Raw genomic sequence first — 18864 nt, 5'->3', positions numbered from 1 at the left:
ATATGGCTGAGTACATCTATCAGATGGTCCGCGCGCGAAAAGCCGTGGGCGACAAATTGATCCTCGACGACGTCACGATGTCGTTCCTCCCCGGCGCGAAGATCGGAATGGTCGGTCCGAACGGTGCCGGTAAGTCGACGATCCTGAAGATCATGGCGGGGATGGACACGCCATCCAACGGCGAGGCGAAGCTCAGTCCGGGCTTCTCGGTCGGCATCCTGATGCAGGAGCCCGAACTCGACGAGACCAAGACCGTTCTGGAGAACATCCAGGAGGGCATCGCCATCAAGGCGAAGGTCGACCGCTTCAATGAGATCTCGGCGCTGATGTCCGACCCCGACGCCGACTTCGACGCACTCCTCGCCGAGATGGGCACCCTGCAGGAAGAGATCGACGCCGCCGACGCGTGGGATCTCGACTCACAGCTCGAGCAGGCCATGTCGGCGCTGCGCACCCCGCCCAGCGATGCGGCGATCGCCAACCTCTCCGGTGGTGAGAAGCGACGCGTCGCGCTCACCAAGCTCCTCCTCCAGAAGCCCGACCTGCTGCTGCTGGACGAGCCCACCAACCATCTGGATGCCGAGAGCGTGCAGTGGCTCGAGCAGCACCTGCAGAAGTATGCCGGCGCCGTCATCGCCATCACGCACGACCGGTACTTCCTCGACAACGTCGCGGAGTGGATCGCCGAGGTCGACCGCGGTCGCCTCATCGGATACGAGGGCAACTACTCGACCTATCTCGAGAAGAAGGGCCAGCGCCTCGAGGTGCAGGGCAAGAAGGACGCCAAGCTCGCCAAGCGCCTCTCCGAGGAGCTCGAGTGGGTGCGCTCCAACGCCAAGGGCCGCCAGGTCAAGTCGAAGGCTCGACTCGCACGCTACGAGGAGATGGCCGCCGAGGCCGACCGCACGCGCAAGCTCGACTTCGACGAGATCCAGATCCCGCCGGGCCCGCGCCTGGGCAGCATCGTGATCGAGGCGAAGAAGCTGCAGAAGGGCTTCGACGGGCGCTCGCTCATCTCGAACCTGAGCTTCAGCCTGCCGCCCAACGGAATCGTGGGCGTGATCGGTCCGAACGGTGTCGGAAAGACGACGCTCTTCAAGACGATCGTGGGGCTCGAGCCCGTCGACGGTGGCGAGGTCAAGATCGGCGAAACCGTCAAGATCAGCTACGTCGACCAGAACCGGTCGAACATCGACCCCCAGAAGACCCTGTGGGAGGTCGTGTCCGACGGACTCGACATCATCACGATCGGCAAGGTCGAGATCCCCTCGCGCGCCTACGTGTCGAAGTTCGGCTTCAAAGGACCCGACCAGCAGAAGAAGGCGGGCGTGCTCTCCGGTGGAGAGCGCAACCGTCTCAACCTGGCGCTCACCCTCAAGGAGGGCGGCAACCTCCTCCTCCTCGACGAGCCGACGAACGACCTCGACGTCGAGACGCTGAGCTCGCTCGAGAACGCGCTGCTCGAATTCCCCGGCTGCGCCGTGGTCATCACCCACGACCGGTGGTTCCTCGACCGCATCGCGACGCACATCCTCGCGTACGAGGGAACCGACGAGAATCCCGATCAGTGGTACTGGTTCGAGGGCAACTTCGAGGCGTACGAGGCGAACAAGGTCGAGCGGCTCGGTCCGGACGCCGCCAACCCCAGCCGCTCGTCGTACCGCAAGCTCACGCGTGACTGACACGTCCTCGGAGCGGGGGAGCGCCATCGAACCGGATGCTGCGCGCCCCCGCATCCACGTGTCCATCCATCTGCGATGGGGCGACCTCGACGCGCTCGGGCACGTCAACAACACCTCGATGCTGAAGCTGCTCGAGGAGGCTCGGCTCCGGGCGTTCTGGAAGGGCGACGGCGAGGCCGATCCTCTTCCTACCGCAGTCTTCGAGATGGACGTGCTCGAGAGCGGCGGGTCGCGTGCAACGCTCATCGCGCGCCAGGAGATCGAGTACTACCGGCCCGTCCCCTACGGACAGCGACCGCTCGACGTGCAGATGTGGATCGGGCGCATGGGCGGATCGAGCGCCGACATCTGCTTCGAGGTCTACAGCCCCCTGGGTGACGAGACCCCGGTGATCTACGCTCGCGCGACGGCGGTCGTGGTGATCGTCGATACCGCGAGCGGCCGGCCGACCCGTTGGAGCGAGCTGGAGCGCGCAGCGTGGGCGCCGTTCATCTCAGCGCCCATCGACTACCGGCGGGGCTCCGCGTCCTGACGCACCCGCACCATGACCTCTTGCGCGATGCTGGCGACGAGCGAGCCGTTCCGCGAATAGATCCGCCCGTTCGACAGCCCGCGGCCGCCTCGGGCGCTGGGCGACTCTTGAACGTAGAGCAGCCACTCGTCGACACGTGCGGGGCGGTGCCACCACAAGGCGTGATCGAGGCTCGCAACTTTCAGCCCGGGGGTCGTCCACGCGATGCCGTGCGCGCGCATGATCGACTCCTGAATGGTCATGTCGCTCATGTACGCGAGGGCTGCGCGGTGGATTCCCGCGTCGTCGGGCAGAGTGCGTTTCACGCGCATCCACACCGCCTGCCGGGCCACGGGTTCGTCGACCTCGACGTAGATGGGTGACGGCACGTGTCGAACGTCTATGGGGCGTTCGCGGAAGATCCGCCCGGAGTGCGGGTGCGCGCGAACGATCTCGCTCTCGATGTCGGGAAGCTCATCGGGGTCGGGGTACCCGTCGGGCATGGGCGCCTGATGCTCGAGGCCGGGATCCTCGTCCTGGAACGACGCGATCATCGAGAAGATCGGCACGCCCGACTGATAGGCCTGGGTGCGCCGCGTCGAGAACGAGCGACCGTCGTGGATGCGGTCGACCGAGAACGTGATGTCGGCGCTGGCGTCGCCGGGCCGGAGGAAGTACCCGTGCATGGAGTGCGGCGCGCGCTCGGCCGGGAGGGTGCGGGATGCAGCGACGACCGACTGGGCGAGCACCTGTCCGCCGTAGACGCGCCCGCCCGGCATCGCTTGCGAGACACCCGTGAAGATGTCCTCCGTCGTGCGCGCGCCCACGTCGCGGAGATCGAGCACCGCGAGCAGCGAGGCGACGGGATCGAGGGCGTGAGGCACGTGATTCTCCCGTTCCGACGAGCATCCGCCCGCCACTTGGTAGTTTAGGGCGGGTGTCCGCTCGCCTCGTGTTCCCCGATCCGCAGGGCGCCGCCGACGTCGTGACGTTCGCCTCCCGCGCCGCTCAGCTTGGCGACGGCGCCGTGCGGCTGCGCGCCGCAGAGGGGACTCTCGTGATGACGTCCGCCCCGCTCGCGCCGCGCGACCTGCTCGACGCCACCCCGACGGTGCTCGGCTTGCGCGCCACCGCGATCGATCCTGAGCTCGTCTGCGATCTCGTGCTGCCCGGCAGCGCTCTCGCGGTCGCTTCCGACGATGCGTCGCAGGTCGTCCTGCCCGATTCCGCCGTGACGGCGACGTGGGCCGGGATCTCGCCGCCGCGCGCGGGATGGCGACCCGTCGGTGAGGTCGCCGCATCCGTTCTCGCCTCGCGTGCGCAGGCGGGTATCGCCAGCGTCGCGCAGACCGTCCCGCGCGATGCGGGCGAGGAGATCGTGCAGAGCGTCCGGGCGGGCGTATGGGGTGCGGCCGAGCCCCTCCTCGACGGTCTGCCACTGGGCGCCGCCTTCGCGGCGTTCGCTCTCGGGTTCATCTCGGGCGAGGAGCAGGCCCAGGTGCGCGAAGCCGGCCCGTGGCGTCGGCTTTCGCTGCGACGGGGGCATGTGCTGGTGAGGACCACCGTCCGCAACGGGCTCACGGCCGTGCGTTCCACGGGCACCGCGGGTTAGACCGCCGACGCCGCGCGTCCGGCGATGCGCCCCGAGAAGAGGCAACCGCCGAGGAACGTGCCCTCGAGGGCCCTGTAGCCGTGCATGCCGCCGCCCCCGAAGCCGCTGGCCTCACCGGCGGCGAACAAACCCGGCACCGGGTGACCCCCGGCGTCGAGGACCCGTCCCTGTAGATCCGTCTGGAGTCCGCCGAGCGACTTCCTGGTGAGCACGTGGAGCTTCACGGCGATGAGAGGCCCCGCTGCGGCATCGAGGATGCGGTGGGGTGCGGCCGTGCGGACCAAACGGTCACCTCGAAAGGCGCGCGCGGAGCGCAGCATCGCGATCTGCGCGTCCTTGGTGACGTCGTTCACGATCTCACGGTCGCGCGCTTCGACCTCCGCCCGGACGCGCTCGACGTCGAGCAGATCGCCGCCGGGGAGCGCCCGCATACCGGCGAGGAGGTCGTCGAGGTTGTCGCGCACGACGAAGTCCGCGCCATTGTCGAGGAACGCTTGCACGGGCGCGGACGCGCCCTTTCCGAGACGTGAGCGCACCAGGAGCGGCACGTCCTTGCCCGTGAGGTCGGGGTTCTGCTCGCTGCCGGAGAGGGTGAACTCCTTCTCGACGATGCGCGAGGACAAGACGAACCAGGAGTGGTCGTGACCGGTACTGCGCAGATGAGCCAGTGTGCCGAGGGTGTCGAAGCCGGGGAAGAGGGGCACGGGGAGCCGCCGTCCCGTCGCGTCCAGCCAGAGCGAGGACGGCCCGGGCAGGATGCGGATGCCGTGATCGGGCCAGATCGACGACCAGTTCTGGATGCCTTCGACGTAGTGCCACATCCGGTCGGCGTTGATCACGTGCCCACTGGCGGCTTCGGCCACGGGGAGCATGGAGCCGTCGACGTAGGCGGGCACCCCCGAGAGCATCGTGGCGGGCGCGGTACCCAGGCGTTCGGGCCACATCGCCCGCACGAGGTCGTGATTGCCCCCGATTCCGCCGGACGAGACGATCGTGGCACGCGCACGCACGTCGAAGCGGTCGATCACGTCGCGGTTCGTGGCGGCGCCCCGTTCGGCGAGGCTCGGTGCCAGGACATCGCCCACCGCGCCCGTGACCACGCCGTCATGGACCGCCAGCTCCGAGACGCGGTGTCGGGGGAGCACCAGGAGGCGCCCGTCCGACTCGGCCTCATCGGCCGCGCGCAGGAACGGAGCGAGCACGCCCGGACCGGTTCCCCACGCGATGTGGAACCGAGGCACCGAGTTGCCCGGGCCGATCGCGCCGTATCCGCCGCGCTCGGCCCATCCCACCACGGGGAAGAAGCCCAGGCCGAGCCCGCGCAACCAGGAGCGCTTCTCACCGGCGGCGAAGTGCAGATACTCCTCGGCCCACCGGCGGGGCCACGCATCTTCCGCACGATCGAAGCCGGCGTTGCCGAACCAGTCCTGCCGCGCGAGGTCGAGCGAGTCCTTCACACCGAGACGGCGTTGCTCCGGAGAGTCGACGAGGAAGAGGCCGCCGAACGACCACCACGCCTGGCCCCCGAGGTTCGTGCGGGGCTCTTGGTCGACGATCACCACGCGCTTGTTCGCGAGGAGCGCCTCGCGCGTCGCCACCAGCCCGGCCAACCCCCACCCGACGACGAGCACGTCGGTGTCGTAGATGCGAGCGGTCATGGCGACTCCTTCGTCGTCGTGCGATGTCAGTCGGCGCTGTCGCTCCGGCTCGAGACGGGCAGCCCCGGGGCCGAACGCCCGTCGGAAGGGGTTCCGATGCCGGTCGGCTCGAAGGTGTTCACCATCGCCAGTGCCGCCCTCTGCAGATAATCCCACAGCGTGGCCTCGTGCAGGGGGGAGAGCTCCAGTTCGTCGACGGCAGCGCGCATGTGAGAGAGCCACAGGTCGCGGGCGTCGGGGTTCACGTGGAACGGCTGGTGCCGCATCCGCAGCCGCGGGTGACCGCGCTGCTCGCTGTAGGTGGTGGGGCCGCCCCAGTACTGCGCGAGAAAGAGTGTCAATCGCTCGGCGGCAGGACCGAGGTCCTCTTCGGGGTACATCGGCTTGAGCACCTCGTCACCCGCCACTCCCCGGTAGAACGTGTCGACGAGTCGCCGGAACGTGGGCATCCCGCCGATCTCGTCGTAGAAGCTCGTCTGCTCGGTCACTGGTCTTCCTCGCCGGTATCGGGTTTCGCCTTGGTGGCGGGGGGTGTCTTCTGCTCGCGGGCTTCGCCGCCCGGGTCGTTCGTCTTCGATCGCTTGCGCGGTTTCCACACCGGCCGATGCTCGACGGTCACCGGGTTGGGCCGGGTGCGGGGAGGATTCGCCCCGCGCACCCGCTGCGCGCCCTCGAGTCCGCTGAGGGTGATCGAGTTCAGCTGAGGAAGGGTGAGACCCAGTTCGTCGATCGCGTTCTTCAACCGCATCCGCAGCTCCCGGGCGACGTCGTCCTTCGCGTTGGCGCGGGTCTTCATGACGAGGCGGATGACGAGCGCGTCGCCGGAAACCGACTCGAGACCCCAGACCTCGGGCTGCTCGATGATGCGGGAGCGCCACTTCGGCTCGTCGGTGAGCGATTTCGCCGCGGCGAGCATGGCTCCCTCGACCTCCGGGATATCGGCGTTGGCCGGCACGGCGAGGTCGATGATGACCCGCGACCACCCCTGCGACATGTTGCCGATGCGCAGGATCTCGCCGTTGCGGACGTACCAGAGCGTGCCGTTCACGTCACGGACGTGGCTGACGCGCACGCTCACGTACTCGACGACGCCGGTCGCGAGCCCAAGGTCGACCACGTCTCCGATGCCGATCTGGTCTTCCGCCACGATGAAGATGCCGTTGAGGACGTCCTTCACGATGTTCTGCGCGCCGAAGCCGAGACCCGCACCCACGGCGGCGGTCAGCAGCGTCAGAGAGGCGAGCACGTCGGGGGCGACGACACCGACGATGAGCACGAGCGCGACGACGACGATGATGACGCTGAGGATGTTCTGCAGGATCGTGCCGAGCGTGCGCGTGCGCTGGACGAGCCGCACGGCCGCGAGCGGCGATCGCTCCAGTGCCTGCGTGTCGTCGACGTTCGCTTTGTTCTTCGCGCCGGAGACCACGCGGCCGACCACTCGACGGATGACCGAGCGAAGAAGCCACGACACCGCGAGAGCCACGACGATGATGCCGGCGACGCCGAGCAGGTTCATGCCGGCTGCCCGCAGCCAGTCCAGTACCGCTTGCCAGAACTCGGGGGTGAGGACCACGCCGGGGTTGGGCGGGTCGGTGGGTTCCGGGGAGGGCGCGGCGAGGAAGGAGGGCATCCCTCCCATGTTAACGACGAACGCCTCGGAGCCGGCTGGGCTCCGAGGCGTTCGAGTGGGTCGGTGTGCTACTCGGCGTCGCGCTCCTGCACCGACAGGGCGCGCTCGACGCCGGCGAGGTTCTCGTTCACGAGACGACGCAGCGCTGCGGGCGCCGAGGCGTTCTCGGCCAGCCATGCGCGCGTCGCGTCGCGCAGCGCGGTATCGGCGAGAGCCGCCGGGTAGAGCCCGACGATGAGGTACTGCGCGATCTGGTAGCTGCGCGAGTTCCAGATCGGCAGCAGCATGTCGAAGTACGGCGTGACGAAGTCACGCAGCACGCTCACGCCGGCGGGGTGTACGAGTCCGGCTGCCGCCGCGCGCACGATCGTGTTCGGGGCGTCGTCCTTGACCACGAGGGAGTCCCACGCGGCCCGCTTCGCCTCGACCGTCGGGAGTGCGGCCTTCGCCTGCGCCGCGAACTCGCCGCCTTTCGCCGTGTTGTCGGCGGCGAGGGCGTCGTCGATGTCCTTCGCCGCAACGGCACCGCCGGCGGCGAGCGAGACCAGCAGCTGCCATGACAGGTCGGTGTCGACGGTGAGACCGTCGAGCGTCGTGTCGCCGTCGCGGAGCGCGCGCACCCGGGCCCACTGCGCGTCGGTGGCGGCGGCGGAGGCGAAGGCGGTGACGAACTGCAGCTGGCTGTCGCTCTCGGGGGCTGCGGCTCGTGCCAGCTCCCACATCGCGTCAGCGACCTTGGCCCGGGTCTCGTCGCGCTTCTCGGGGGAGACGTAGGAATTCGCTGCGAGCTGCAGCTGGGCGAGCGTCGTGCGCACGGTCGTCGACTCCGTCTCGGAGCCGATGTTGCGCAGCACGAGGTCGACGTAGTCGGTGGCGGATGCTTCGGCGTCGCGCGTCTGGTCCCAGGCGGCTCCCCACACGATGGAGCGGGCCAGCGGGTCGCTGATGTCCTTCAGATGCGCGATGGCCGTTGCCAGCGACCGCTCGTCGAGACGGATCTTCGCGTACGCGAGGTCTTCGTCGTTGAGGAGCACGAGGTCGGGGCGCCGGACGCCGACGAGCTCGGGCACGTCGGTGCGGTCGCCGTCGACGTCGAGCTCGATGCGGTGCACGCGCTGCAGCGAGCCGCCCTTCAGCGAGTAGAAGCCGACCGCGAGGCGGTGCGGGCGGATGGTGGGGTAGTCGGCCGGGGCCGTCTGCACGATCGCGAAACGCGAGAGCGTGCCGTCGGTCGACTCCTCCAGCAGGGGGGAGAGCGTGTTCACGCCGGCGGTCTCGAGCCACTTTCGCGACCACGCGCCGAGCTCGCGGCCACTCGTCGCCTCGAGCTCGGTCAGCAGGTCGCCGAGCTCGGTGTTCGACCACTCGTGCTTGGCGAAGTAGGCGGCGACGCCGGCGAAGAACTGCTCGATGCCGACCCACGCCGCCAGCTGCTTCAGCACGGAGCCACCCTTGGCGTAGGTGATGCCGTCGAAGTTCACCTGCACGTCTTCGAGGTCGTTGATCTCCGCGACCACGGGGTGGGTGGAGGGAAGCTGGTCCTGGCGGTAGGCCCAGGTCTTCTCCATGGCGTTGAAGGTCGTCCAGGCCTCGGTCCACTCCGTGGCCTCGGCTGTCGCGATCGTCGAGGCCCACTCGGCGAACGACTCGTTCAGCCAGAGGTCGTTCCACCACTTCATCGTGACGAGATCGCCGAACCACATGTGGGCGAGCTCGTGGAGGATCGTGACGACGCGGCGTTCCTTCACCGCATCCGTCACCTTGCTGCGGAAGACGTACGTCTCGGTGAACGTGACCGCGCCCGCGTTCTCCATGGCTCCGGCGTTGAACTCCGGGACGAACAGCTGGTCGTACTTCGCGAAGGGGTACGGGTAGTCGAACTTCTCCTCGTAGTACGCGAAGCCCTGCCGGGTCTTCTCGAAGACGTAGTCGGCGTCGAGGTGCTCCCAGAGGCTCTTGCGCGCGAACACGCCGAGGGGGATCACGCGGCCGGAGGCGCTCGTGAGCTCCGAGAAGGTCGACTCGTAGGGGCCGGCGATCAGGGCCGTGATGTACGAGGAGATACGCGGGGTCGGCTCGAAGGTCCACGTGGCGACCCCCTCGCCCTGACCGGCGGGCTCGGGTGACGGCGAGTTCGACACGACGACCCAGGTCTCGGGGGCCGTGATCGTGAACTGGAACGTCGCCTTGAGGTCGGGCTGCTCGAACACCGCGAACACGCGGCGGGAGTCGGGAACCTCGAACTGCGTATAGAGGTACACCTCGCCATCGACCGGGTCGACGAAACGGTGCAGGCCCTCGCCGGTGTTGGTGTAGCTGCAGTCGGCGACAACGACGAGTTCGTTCCGTGCTTCGAGGCCGCTCAGGGCGATGCGCGAGTCGGAGTGCGCTGACACCGGAACGTCGCGGCCGTTCAGCGTGATCGAGTGAACGTAGCCCGAGATGAGGTCGATGAAGGTGTCGGCGCCCTCGACCGCGGAGAAACGGACGACGGTACGAGAACCGAAGACCTCCGCACCTCGCGTCAGGTCGAGCGCGATCTCGTACTCGATGCCACCGCCCGCGGCCGGGTCGACGACGGAGCGGCGCTGCTGCGCTTCGCTGCGGGTGAGGTTCTCTCCAGGCACTGACGTTCTCCCAGGGGTAGAGGGGTCGGATGCTGCGCGACGCGGCTGGCGCCGACGACAACCGTCCCACCCTATCTCCGGGGCCGATCGGCGCGGAGGGGTGGTTCGTTACACCATCGAGCTAACCCGGCGAAGCGAGGCGTCGGGAATGGAAGAATCGACGGCGTGACCGCCAACGAATCCCTCCAGCCAGCCCCGGCCGACGCCCACGCGACCGTGCTCTTCGCATCGCCCGCCGCGTCGTCAGGTGCTCCTCACGTCGAGACACCGGTCGCGTACGACGCGATCCTCCTCGCCGGATTCGGCGGCCCGGAGGGGCAGGACGACGTGATCCCGTTCCTGCGCAACGTCACGCGGGGTCGCGGCATCCCCGATGAGCGTCTCGAGGAGGTCGCCCACCACTACCGCCACTTCGACGGCATCAGTCCGATCAACGCCCAGAACCGCGCGCTGAAGGCGGCGCTGGAGGCCGAGATCGCCCGCCGCGGCCTCGGGCTCCCCGTCTACTGGGGCAACCGCAACTGGGCGCCGTACCTCGAGGAGGCCGTGTCGGATGCCGCCGCGGCCGGCGACACGACACTGCTGGCGGTGGCCACCAGCGCCTACAGCTCCTTCTCCAGCTGCCGGCAGTACCGCGAGGACTTCGCGCGCGTGCTGACCGAGACCGGAGCGGGAGCGTCGGTCACCATCGACAAGGTGCGCCAGTTCTTCGACCACCCGGGCTTCGTCGAGCCCTTCGTCACCGGAGTCCGTGACGCGGTGCAGGCCTTCGTCGCTCAGGACGTCGATCCCTCCGCCATCCAGGTGCTGTTCTCGACGCACTCCATCCCCACCGCCGACGCTGATCGCTCCGGCCCCCGCGACGTCGACTTCGGCGAGGGCGGCGCGTACGCGGCCCAGCACCGAGCCGTCGCGGAGGTCGTCATGGACGCCGTGTACGCCGCCGTCCCGGGGTCGGAGGGCGTGCTCGACTGGGAGCTCGTCTACCAGTCGCGCTCGGGCCCGCCCACGCAGCCGTGGCTCGAACCGGATGTCAACGACGTGATCGCCGAGCTGCCGGGCCGTGGCGTGGAAGCCGTCGTGATCGTGCCGCTCGGTTTCGTCAGCGACCACATGGAGGTGCTGTGGGACCTCGACACCGAGGCGATGGAGTCGGCGCAGGAGGTCGGCATCCGCGCGGTGCGCACACCGACGCCGGGCGTGGATCCGGCCTACGTCGCCGGTCTCGTCGACCTCATCGAGGAGCGCCTCAACGGCACGCCCGCCTCGGAGCGCCCCCATGAGACGAAGCTCGGGCCGTGGTTCGACGTCTGCCGGCCGGGCTGCTGCGAGAACGTGCGAGCGGGTTTCAAGCCCGCGGCCTCCGGTGTGCTTCCCTGATCCCGACTTCTGTCCCGACGCACTTCTAGGATGAGTGCCATGCGCATCCACATCGCGACCGACCACGCGGGTCTCGACTTCTCCACCCAGCTCCAGCACCACCTCGCGGCACAGGGCCACGAGGTCGTCGATCACGGCCCCATCGAGTACGACCCGGTCGACGACTACCCGGCGTTCTGCATCCGGGCAGCGCAGGCCGTGGTCCGCGACCAGGCCGCCGGCATCGACACCCTCGGCGCGGTGTTCGGAGGCTCGGGCAACGGCGAGCAGATCGCGGCGAACAAGGTGCGCGGGGTGCGAGCGGCGCTCGTGTGGAATATGGCGACCGCCGAACTGGCCCGCGAGCACAACGACGCCAACGTCATCGCGATCGGGGCGCGCCAGCACACGTTCGACGAGGCCGTCGCCTTCATCGACCGCTTCGTCGCTACGCCGTTCTCGGATGAGGAACGCCACGCGCGGCGCATCGCCCAGCTCGCCGCGTTCGAGAACGACGGTTCGCTGCTGCCCGACCCCCGTGCGGCGATCCGGGGCGGCGAAGACGTCGACGCCTTCGATCCGGAAGCAGGCTGATGCCTGCATCCGGATCCTTCGACGCTCTGCCCATCGAACTGCGAGCAGGCTGATGCCGGAGGGACACTCCGTCCACCGCATCGCCCGCCAGTTCGACCGCAACATCGTCGGGCGCCGCGTCGCAGCATCCAGCCCCCAGGGGCGCTTCGCCGACGGTGCCTCGATTATCGATGGTCGTGAGGCGACATCGGTGCGCGCGGTCGGCAAGCAGATGTTCCTGGAGTTCGATGACGTCTGGCTGCGCGTGCACCTCGGCATGTACGGCGCCTGGGACTTCGCCGGCGACATCATCGTCGATCCCACCATCGCCTCGTCGAACGGGCGCATGGGTCAGACGAATCAGCGCGGCACGGTCGTCGATGACGACAACGACGAGCCGATCATGGATGCGGCGGGCGAGAACTCCCTGTCGTCGATCGGGGCTCCCCGGCGCGCCCGGGGTCGTGTTCGGATGTCGGAGCAGACGCGAGGGCTCGAGGAGGAGACCGAATGGCCCCCGCCCGTCGTGGGCCAGGTGCGGCTCCGGTTGCTCACCGAACTGACGTGCGCCGATCTCCGCGGGCCGACGGCATGCCAGATCCAGACACCCGATGAGGTCGCTTCGACGATCGCCAAGCTCGGACCCGACCCGCTCGTCGACGATGTCGTCGAGGGGGAGGAGCGCTTCGTCTCCGTCGTTCGTCGCAAGCCGACGGCGATCGGCCTGCTGCTCATGGATCAGAGCGTCATCAGCGGGATCGGCAACGTGTATCGAGCCGAGATGCTGTTCCGAGCGCGTCAGAACCCCCACACGCCCGGGCGCGACGTGCCCGAGGAGATCGTGCGCGGCCTGTGGCGCGACTGGGTGCGGCTCCTCGCGATCGGTGTCGAGGCCGGCCAGATGATGACGATGGACGACCTCGACCCCCAGGCGTATCGCGCGGCCATGGCCAGCCGCGACGATCGCCACTGGGTCTACCACCGTGCGGGCCTGCCGTGTCGGGTCTGCGGGACGTCGATCATCGTCGAGGAAGCGGCCGGGAGGAAGCTGTACTGGTGTCCCCGGTGCCAGGCGTGACGGCTCTAGGCTGAGCGGATGCGGCAGAACCCGAGCTTCGCGATGACCGATGTGGGCGAGCTGCGTCGTCTCATCGAGCGGAACCCCTGGATGACCCTCGTGAGCAGTACGGACGACGGTCTCGTCGCCTCCCACTACGCGGTCCTGCTCGACGAGGATCGCGACGACCTCACCGTGGTCGGGCACGTCGGCAAGCCCGACGACCTGATTCTCGGGCTCGGTGAGCGCGAGCTGATGCTCGTGGTTCAGGGCCCGCACGGATACATCTCGCCGTCCTGGTACGGCGGCGCGGCCGCCGTCCCCACCTGGAACTTCGTGTCGGCCCACCTCACGGGCGTCCCCGAGATCCTCGCGCCGGAAGAGAACCTGCGCGTGCTCGACCGACTGGTCGAGCACTTCGAGCGGCGGGTGCCCGAGCCGCGGATGCTGTGGCAGAGACCGAACGACGACACCTTCGTCGAGCGGCTCGAAAGAGGAACCGTCGGATTCCGGATGACGCCCACGAGGATCGTCGCGAAGCGGAAGCTGAGTCAGAACAAGACGCCCGATGTGGTCGAGACCATCATCGCCGAGCTCAGCGGCGCCGGGGCGTACGCGCAGCCCGAGCTCGCCGCCGAGATGCGGCGCGCCGCGGACGCGCGCGTGCAGCGATGATCGGGGCGCAGATCGGCACGATCCGTGCTGCCCGCATCGCCGGAGCGGGACGGGAGGTGCTGCCGCACGACGGCGCCTTCGACGTGTTCATCGCCGCCGGACGCATCGTCGACATCGCGCCCACCGGGGTTCTGCGTGCGGTGGGCGAGGTCGTCGATGCAGACGGCTCGTGGCTCATCCCCGGGTTGTGGGACCACCACGTGCACGCGCTGCAGTGGGCTCTGGTCTCCCGGCGGATCGACCTGGGTCATGCGACGACCGCGCGCGAGGCGGTCACGATCATGGCGGCATCGACGCCGATCGACGGACGCCGCATCGGCGTCGGGTTCCGCGACGCGCTGTGGCCCGATGAGCCGTCGCTCGCGCTGCTCGACGAGGCGACCGGTGACCAGCCGGCCTACCTCATCAATGCCGACGTCCACAGCGTGTGGCTCAACACTGCGGCCTTCGCCCGGGAGGGATTCCCCGCTGACCCCTCGGGGTTCCTCCGGGAGGAGGACGCCTTCGAGATCTCGCGCCGGCTGAACGCCGCGGATCCGCTCGGGGGCGATCGGCTGGTAGAGGAAGCCGCGCGAGCGGCTGCGGCCCGCGGCGTCGTCGGGATGGTCGACCTCGACATGACGTGGAACGACGAGCCGTGGATGCGGCGCGCGGCCGCGGGGTTCGACGTGCTGCGCGTGCGCTACGGCATCTACCCGCAGCATCTCGACCGCGCGATCGCCGAGGGGCTGCGGACGGGCGATCCGGTTCGAGGTTCGGCGGGCAGCCTCATCCGCACCGGGCCGCTGAAGGTGATCACCGACGGCTCGCTCGGTACGCGGACGGCAGCGTGCGGGCACCCGTACTCCGACGACCCGCACAACCGGGGCGTGCTGACCGTCGATCCCGCAACCCTCACCGATCTCATGATGCGTGCGACCGGTGCGGGGCTGGAGTGCGCGATCCACGCGATCGGAGACGTCGCGAACTCCCACGCCCTCGATGCGTTCGCGGCGACCGGCGCGGTCGGAACGATCGAGCATGCGCAGCTGGTCGCCGCGGCCGACGTCCCGCGGTTCGCCCGTCTGGACGTCACGGCGAGCGTTCAGCCCGAGCACGCGATAGACGACCGCGACGTCACGGACGAGATGTGGGCGTCCCAGACCGCGACGGCCTACCCGCTGCGGGCTCTCGCCGACGCCGGTGTCAACCTCGTCCTCGGGTCGGACGCACCGGTCTCGCCGCTCGATCCCTGGGCCGCCATCGCGGGCGCGGTGTACCGCACCCGGGACGGCAGAACACCCTGGCGGCCCGAGCAACGGATCGACGCGGCGGTCGCGCTGGCCGCGTCGACGGCCGGTGGCTCGCGCGGCGGTGCGCGCATCGAGCCTGGGGCCCTGGCTGATCTGGCCCTCTGCGAGAACGACCCGCTGGGCGCGTCCGAACTCGAACTGCGCGGCATGCAGGTCTCGGCGACGCTGCTGGGCGGGCGGCTGACGCACTGCACGTGATACGACGAAGGGCTCCGGGATCGACCCGGAGCCCTTCGTCGTAGAGTGCGTGGTTACGCGGCGAGGTGCGCGAAAAGGAACCAGCGGTCCTTGTCGAGGCCCCGCTTGATCTCGATCGCGACGTCCTGGCTGGTGAGGTCTGTCTCGTCGAGTCCGTCGACAGCGGCCTGCAGGTCTCCGAGGACGGCGTCGATGTCGGCGAGGACCGCACGGATGATGACGTCGGACGGGGCGAACCCGGCGGGGACGCTGGTCTGCTTCGCCTTCGACGCGACGCTCTGCAGGCGCGAGTCGATGGGCAGCCCCAGGGCGACGATGCGCTCGGCGGCAAGGTCGGACCAAGCCTGAGCGTGGCTCACGATCGTGTCGAGCAGTTCGTGGACGCCGATGAAGTTCGCGCCGCGCACATGCCAGTGCGCCTGCTTGCCGTTGACGACGAGTGCCTCGAGGCCGAGGACGACGGGGGAGAGGAACTGGGCGGTGGCGGCGGCCATCGTGGGGTCGGCGACCGTCGCGGTCTCGGAAGTGGTGTGGATGTCAGTCATTTTCGCCTCCATGCTGGGCACATCGTGCCCCTATGGATGCCAACGCTACTCAGCCCCCCGCATTCCGCAAGCAAGCTGAGGCTCGGCTTACGCCCGCGTAAACACGCGTCGTTCCCGGGTCTGTGTGCGCCGTCGACTACCGTCGAGGGGTGCACTCCGCTGACTCTCGCTCCGGCGCCGACTCCCGCTCCGGACCGCAGAACCTCGGTGAGCCCGTCGCCACGCGGGCGAGGCTTCGGTCCGACCGCTCGCCCGAGCATGCGGAGCCGTCTCGTTTCCTGCCGCACGTGCAGGGGCTCCGGGCGATCGCGGTGCTCTTCGTCGTGCTGTATCACTTCTGGCCGGCTCGTCTTCCGGGCGGTTACGTCGGTGTCGACATCTTCTTCGTCATCTCCGGGTTCCTCATCACCGGTCACCTCATGCGGGAGCTCGCCGCGACCGGGACGGTGAAGCTCGGCCAATTCTGGGCGCGCCGCGCGCGGCGTCTGCTGCCGGCATCGCTGCTCGTCCTCCTCGTCTGCGCGCTCGTGGCGATGTCCCCCTATCTGACCCCCACGTCGGCGCTCCCGAACGAGGTGCAGGAGATCGTCGCCTCCACGTTCTACGTGCAGAACTGGTTCCTCGCCTTCACGTCGGCCGACTACCTCAACCACGGCGGCGAACCGACAACGGTCCAGCACTACTGGTCGTTGTCGCTCGAGGAGCAGTTCTACGTGGTCTGGCCGCTCCTCATGCTGCTCGCCGCCTGGGTCGCGGTGAAGTGGATCCGCGGAAACGTGCGCCGCACGGTGCTCATCACGCTCGGCGCCGTCTCGGTGGCCTCGTTCGTCTTCTGTGTCGTCTTCACCCTCACGAACCCTGCGCCGGCCTACTTCGTCACCTTCACGCGCATGTGGCAGTTCGGGGTCGGCGCGATGATCGCCCTCGTGCCGATACTGCGCGTGCGCAATCGATGGCTGAGCTTCGTCCTCGGCTGGGGCGGGGTCGTCGTTCTTCTCTTCGTCGCCTTCCGCTTCGACGGTCAGACACCGTTCCCCGGCTACATGGCGGCTCTCCCGACGCTCGGCGCCGCGGCCATCATCGCTGCATCGAACACCGAGCGCTGGTGGTACCCGACGCGGGTGCTGTCCCTCCGTCCGGCTCAGTTCATCGGCGACATCTCCTACTCGCTCTACCTGTGGCACTGGCCACTGATCGTCATCGCCCCGTCTGTTCCGTTCTGGGGTCTGACGATCTACCACCGCGTCGCCCTCCTGGGCATCTGTTTCGTGCTCGCCTGGTTGACCAAGAGGTTCGTCGAAGATCCGACGCGCAGCTGGAAGGTGCTCACCTCCCGGCCCGCGAAGGTGACGCTGTGGACCTCGCTCGCGGCGATGCTCGTCGTCGCTCTCGCCGCCGGTGGGGCATGGGCCGTCAACGCGACCACCTACCGCGACGGGGTCACCACCCTCGCGCAACTGCGCGAAGACCCGCCCGACTGCTTCGGAGCGGCGTCGGTGCTCGAACAGGGGTGCGAGACCGTGGATTTCGGCGACAGCATCCTCCCCGCCCCGGGCTTCGCCGGCGTCGATCGGCCGGGTGACGAGCAGTGCTTCATCCAGCTGAACGATTCACGCGCCCAGCAGTGCGATTTCGGCTCCGACGCACCCGACGCCCCGCGTATCGCTCTCGTGGGGGACAGCCACGCCTTCCAGCTCCTCTCGACGATGCAGCGCGTTGCGGATGCCGAGGGATGGCACCTGACGACCTTCTTCAAGGGCGCGTGCCCCTGGAACGCGACGCCCCTGTCGACGCCGGGAGCGTTCGGAGACGCGTGCTCCGATTGGCGCGCCGGCGTGCAGAAGAGCCTCGATTCGCAGGAGTTCGACGCCGTGTTCACCGCGGCGATCGCGACGACACCGTACTCGTCGGCCGGCTATGACTCGTCGTACGACGCAGCGGTGGCCGGGTACCGAGAGGCCTGGTCGACCATGACCGGCCGCGGGATCCCCGTGGTGACGGTGGTCGACAATCCGGTCTGGGAGACCGACCCGAACAAGTGCCTGCGCACGCGTGACGCAGCGGAATGCGCGGGTGCCCGGGCCGACGTCCTCGTCGAGAACGACCCCCTGCGCGGAGCGGCGGACGGGCAAGACCTCGTCACGCTCCTCGACTTCACCGACGTGTACTGCGACGACGAGGTCTGTCATCCCGTGGTCGGAGGCGCGAACATCTATCGCGACCAGGACCACGTGACCGTGACGTTCGCCGATTCGCTCGCACCTCAGATCACCGCGGCGCTGAGAGATGCCATGACGCGGTGAGCGGATGCGGACGGCTCATCGCACGACGCGGCCGAGCTTCGTCGGGGTCTGTCAGTAGGGTCGATGGATGACCAGCGCCAACGATGCCAGTGTTCTCCGCCTCGGCGAGGCGGTCCCCTTCGTTCATGAATCGGCCTTCGTGGCCGCGGGCGCCCGGGTGATCGGGGCGGTGTCGCTCGAACGGGAATCGAGCGTCTGGTACAACGCGGTGCTCAGGGCCGACGGCGACACCATCGTCATCGGGGCCGGCAGCAACCTTCAGGACAACGTCTCCGTGCACGTCGACAAGGGGCATCCTGTGCGCATCGGTGAGAACGTGTCGGTCGGCCACAACGCGGTCGTCCATGGGTGCACCATCGGTGACGGGACGCTGATCGGGATGGGGAGCGTGGTGCTCTCCGGCGCCGTGATCGGCGAAGGGTGCCTGGTGGCCGGGGGAGCGGTCGTACGGGAAGGGGCCGTGATCCCTCCGGGATCGCTCGTGGCCGGCGTCCCCGCGAAGGTGCGTCGCGAACTCACCGACGATGAGAAGGCGAAGATCCTCCGCAACGCGGAGGTCTACCGGGCAAGGCTGGACGAGCACCGCGCGGCGGCCGACGTGATCGGCGACCGGCCGGAGTGACGCGGATCGCCGCGTCAGCCGAGTTCGATGACGATGCGCCCGCCGTGGATGACCCCCGGACCATCGCCGGGAGTGGGCGTGGGAGCGGGGAGCTCCTGTTTCGATTGCCACTCGTCGCGCGCGTCGGAAGCCGTCGGGTGGAAGAGGGCGAAAACGTCCATTCCCCCAGCCAACCCGAGGGGGAGAGGCGGCGCATCAACCGAATGGATGATCTTTGGAGGGGCTGACGGGAATCGAACCCGCATCATTAGTTTGGAAGACTAAGGCTTTACCACTAAGCTACAGCCCCGCGATTTTCAGTTATCCGCGGCTCAGCCGCAGCATCCGAAAGTCTACCGGTTCCGGACGCCCGTTCTGCACATCCGCCCCGTCCGGCGGGTGGTGGCGGCCCCATCGTCTAGACTTCTCGGGGCCGTATCGTCGCACGTCCGCGTGCACCGCCCGGGGCGTAGCTCAGCTTGGTAGAGCGCCCGCTTTGGGAGCGGGAGGCCGCAGGTTCAAATCCTGTCGCCCCGAC

The 18864-nt window shown here is 68.7% G+C and carries 17 protein-coding genes and 2 tRNA genes; 11 read left to right on the top strand and 8 right to left on the bottom strand.

The features are described 5' to 3' along the window. The first annotated feature begins 2 nt into the window (after nt 1-2). Together ettA and ABTU82_RS01360 are read left to right on the top strand one after the other, a co-directional pair. Entirely contained in the window at nt 3-1682 is a 1680-nt protein-coding gene (gene ettA, locus ABTU82_RS01365; protein WP_116646405.1) for an energy-dependent translational throttle protein EttA, read from the top strand. After that, nucleotides 1675-2214, top strand: a complete 540-nt coding sequence (locus ABTU82_RS01360; RefSeq protein ID WP_407171198.1) for an acyl-CoA thioesterase — start codon at nt 1675-1677, stop codon at nt 2212-2214. Before ettA ends, ABTU82_RS01360 begins: the two co-directional genes overlap by 8 nt. Here the strand turns inward: ABTU82_RS01360 and ABTU82_RS01355 are convergent. Next, nucleotides 2190-3077 (bottom strand): acyl-CoA thioesterase, encoded by an 888-nt coding sequence (locus ABTU82_RS01355; RefSeq protein WP_407171196.1) that lies wholly within the window; start codon nt 3075-3077, stop codon nt 2190-2192. The genes ABTU82_RS01360 and ABTU82_RS01355 overlap by 25 nt on opposite strands. Nucleotides 3078-3130: 53 nt before the next feature. Between ABTU82_RS01355 and ABTU82_RS01350 the strand changes: the two genes are divergently transcribed. Then, complete coding sequence (locus tag ABTU82_RS01350) at nt 3131-3805, top strand: DUF8185 domain-containing protein (protein WP_407171194.1); 675 nt, start codon at nt 3131-3133, stop codon at nt 3803-3805. On the opposite strand, the gene ABTU82_RS01345 is transcribed toward ABTU82_RS01350, so the two are convergent. The 4 genes from ABTU82_RS01345 to pepN all read right to left on the bottom strand — a co-directional run bounded on the left by ABTU82_RS01345 (nt 3802) and on the right by pepN (nt 9723). Continuing rightward, a complete protein-coding gene (locus tag ABTU82_RS01345; RefSeq protein WP_407171192.1) occupies nt 3802-5463 on the bottom strand; it encodes an FAD-binding dehydrogenase in 1662 nt (553 codons plus the stop codon). The genes ABTU82_RS01350 and ABTU82_RS01345 overlap by 4 nt on opposite strands. A 26-nt stretch (nt 5464-5489) precedes the next feature. After that, nucleotides 5490-5951, bottom strand: a complete 462-nt coding sequence (locus ABTU82_RS01340) for a globin (protein WP_407171190.1) — start codon at nt 5949-5951, stop codon at nt 5490-5492. Further along, complete coding sequence (locus tag ABTU82_RS01335; RefSeq protein WP_407171188.1) at nt 5948-7096, bottom strand: mechanosensitive ion channel family protein; 1149 nt, start codon at nt 7094-7096, stop codon at nt 5948-5950. The genes ABTU82_RS01340 and ABTU82_RS01335 overlap by 4 nt, the downstream gene beginning before the upstream one ends. A gap of 68 nt (nt 7097-7164) precedes the next feature. Further along, nucleotides 7165-9723: an aminopeptidase N gene (pepN, locus tag ABTU82_RS01330; protein ID WP_407171186.1), complete on the bottom strand. Its 2559-nt coding sequence runs from the start codon at nt 9721-9723 to the stop codon at nt 7165-7167. Between the two features lie 165 nt (nt 9724-9888). Between pepN and ABTU82_RS01325 the strand changes: the two genes are divergently transcribed. The 5 genes from ABTU82_RS01325 to ABTU82_RS01305 are packed head-to-tail and all read left to right on the top strand — an operon-like array spanning nt 9889 to nt 14877. Next, complete coding sequence (locus tag ABTU82_RS01325; protein ID WP_407171184.1) at nt 9889-11103, top strand: ferrochelatase; 1215 nt, start codon at nt 9889-9891, stop codon at nt 11101-11103. A 39-nt stretch (nt 11104-11142) separates the two neighbouring features. After that, nucleotides 11143-11676: a ribose-5-phosphate isomerase gene (locus ABTU82_RS01320; protein ID WP_407171182.1), complete on the top strand. Its 534-nt coding sequence runs from the start codon at nt 11143-11145 to the stop codon at nt 11674-11676. 52 nt (nt 11677-11728) lie between these two features. After that, entirely contained in the window at nt 11729-12733 is a 1005-nt protein-coding gene (locus ABTU82_RS01315) for an Fpg/Nei family DNA glycosylase (RefSeq protein ID WP_407171180.1), read from the top strand. An 18-nt stretch (nt 12734-12751) separates the two neighbouring features. Continuing rightward, nucleotides 12752-13387: an FMN-binding negative transcriptional regulator gene (locus ABTU82_RS01310; RefSeq protein WP_407171177.1), complete on the top strand. Its 636-nt coding sequence runs from the start codon at nt 12752-12754 to the stop codon at nt 13385-13387. Continuing rightward, nucleotides 13384-14877 (top strand): amidohydrolase, encoded by a 1494-nt coding sequence (locus tag ABTU82_RS01305; protein ID WP_407171175.1) that lies wholly within the window; start codon nt 13384-13386, stop codon nt 14875-14877. Before ABTU82_RS01310 ends, ABTU82_RS01305 begins: the two co-directional genes overlap by 4 nt. A gap of 53 nt (nt 14878-14930) precedes the next feature. On the opposite strand, the gene ABTU82_RS01300 is transcribed toward ABTU82_RS01305, so the two are convergent. Then, the gene (locus ABTU82_RS01300; protein ID WP_116646415.1) at nt 14931-15422 is read right to left on the bottom strand and encodes a Dps family protein; all 492 of its coding nucleotides are present in this window, start codon (nt 15420-15422) and stop codon (nt 14931-14933) included. 149 nt (nt 15423-15571) lie between these two features. Here ABTU82_RS01300 and ABTU82_RS01295 point away from each other — a divergent pair, with 149 nt between their 5' ends. Together ABTU82_RS01295 and ABTU82_RS01290 are read left to right on the top strand one after the other, a co-directional pair. Beyond that, nucleotides 15572-17725, top strand: a complete 2154-nt coding sequence (locus ABTU82_RS01295) for an acyltransferase family protein (protein ID WP_407171172.1) — start codon at nt 15572-15574, stop codon at nt 17723-17725. A 67-nt stretch (nt 17726-17792) separates the two neighbouring features. Next, on the top strand, nt 17793-18347 hold the full coding sequence (locus ABTU82_RS01290; protein WP_116646417.1) for a gamma carbonic anhydrase family protein: 555 nt from the start codon (nt 17793-17795) through the stop codon (nt 18345-18347). Nucleotides 18348-18361: 14 nt separating this feature from the next. Here the strand turns inward: ABTU82_RS01290 and ABTU82_RS01285 are convergent, their stop codons facing one another. Together ABTU82_RS01285 and ABTU82_RS01280 are read right to left on the bottom strand one after the other, a co-directional pair. Continuing rightward, nucleotides 18362-18508 (bottom strand): hypothetical protein, encoded by a 147-nt coding sequence (locus tag ABTU82_RS01285; RefSeq protein WP_407171168.1) that lies wholly within the window; start codon nt 18506-18508, stop codon nt 18362-18364. A 54-nt stretch (nt 18509-18562) separates the two neighbouring features. Then, nucleotides 18563-18636, bottom strand: a tRNA-Gly gene (locus tag ABTU82_RS01280). Between the two features lie 153 nt (nt 18637-18789). On the opposite strand from ABTU82_RS01280, the gene ABTU82_RS01275 reads away from it, so the two are divergent. Next, nucleotides 18790-18863: transfer RNA gene (locus tag ABTU82_RS01275), tRNA-Pro, on the top strand. The last annotated feature ends 1 nt before the right edge of the window (nt 18864 follow it).

The sequence above is a fragment of the Microbacterium deferens genome, from assembly GCF_045517775.1.
Classification (GTDB): Bacteria; Actinomycetota; Actinomycetes; order Actinomycetales; family Microbacteriaceae; genus Microbacterium.
Note: the sequence above shows the minus strand (reverse complement) of the source record. Positions and strands in the feature narration are given on the sequence as shown.

Bases quoted from the DNA above. Each gene is read 5' to 3' on its own strand.
- ABTU82_RS01290 (WP_116646417.1), top strand. From the start codon at position 17,793: ATGACCAGCGCCAACGATGCCAGTGTTCTCCGCCTCGGCGAGGCGGTC.
- ABTU82_RS01305 (WP_407171175.1), top strand. From the start codon at position 13,384: ATGATCGGGGCGCAGATCGGCACGATCCGTGCTGCCCGCATCGCCGGA.
- ABTU82_RS01285 (WP_407171168.1), bottom strand. From the start codon at position 18,508: ATGGACGTTTTCGCCCTCTTCCACCCGACGGCTTCCGACGCGCGCGAC.
- ABTU82_RS01335 (WP_407171188.1), bottom strand. From the start codon at position 7,096: ATGCCCTCCTTCCTCGCCGCGCCCTCCCCGGAACCCACCGACCCGCCC.
- ettA (WP_116646405.1), top strand. From the start codon at position 3: ATGGCTGAGTACATCTATCAGATGGTCCGCGCGCGAAAAGCCGTGGGC.
- ABTU82_RS01300 (WP_116646415.1), bottom strand. From the start codon at position 15,422: ATGACTGACATCCACACCACTTCCGAGACCGCGACGGTCGCCGACCCC.
- ABTU82_RS01345 (WP_407171192.1), bottom strand. From the start codon at position 5,463: ATGACCGCTCGCATCTACGACACCGACGTGCTCGTCGTCGGGTGGGGG.
- ABTU82_RS01315 (WP_407171180.1), top strand. From the start codon at position 11,729: ATGCCGGAGGGACACTCCGTCCACCGCATCGCCCGCCAGTTCGACCGC.
- ABTU82_RS01320 (WP_407171182.1), top strand. From the start codon at position 11,143: ATGCGCATCCACATCGCGACCGACCACGCGGGTCTCGACTTCTCCACC.
- ABTU82_RS01310 (WP_407171177.1), top strand. From the start codon at position 12,752: ATGCGGCAGAACCCGAGCTTCGCGATGACCGATGTGGGCGAGCTGCGT.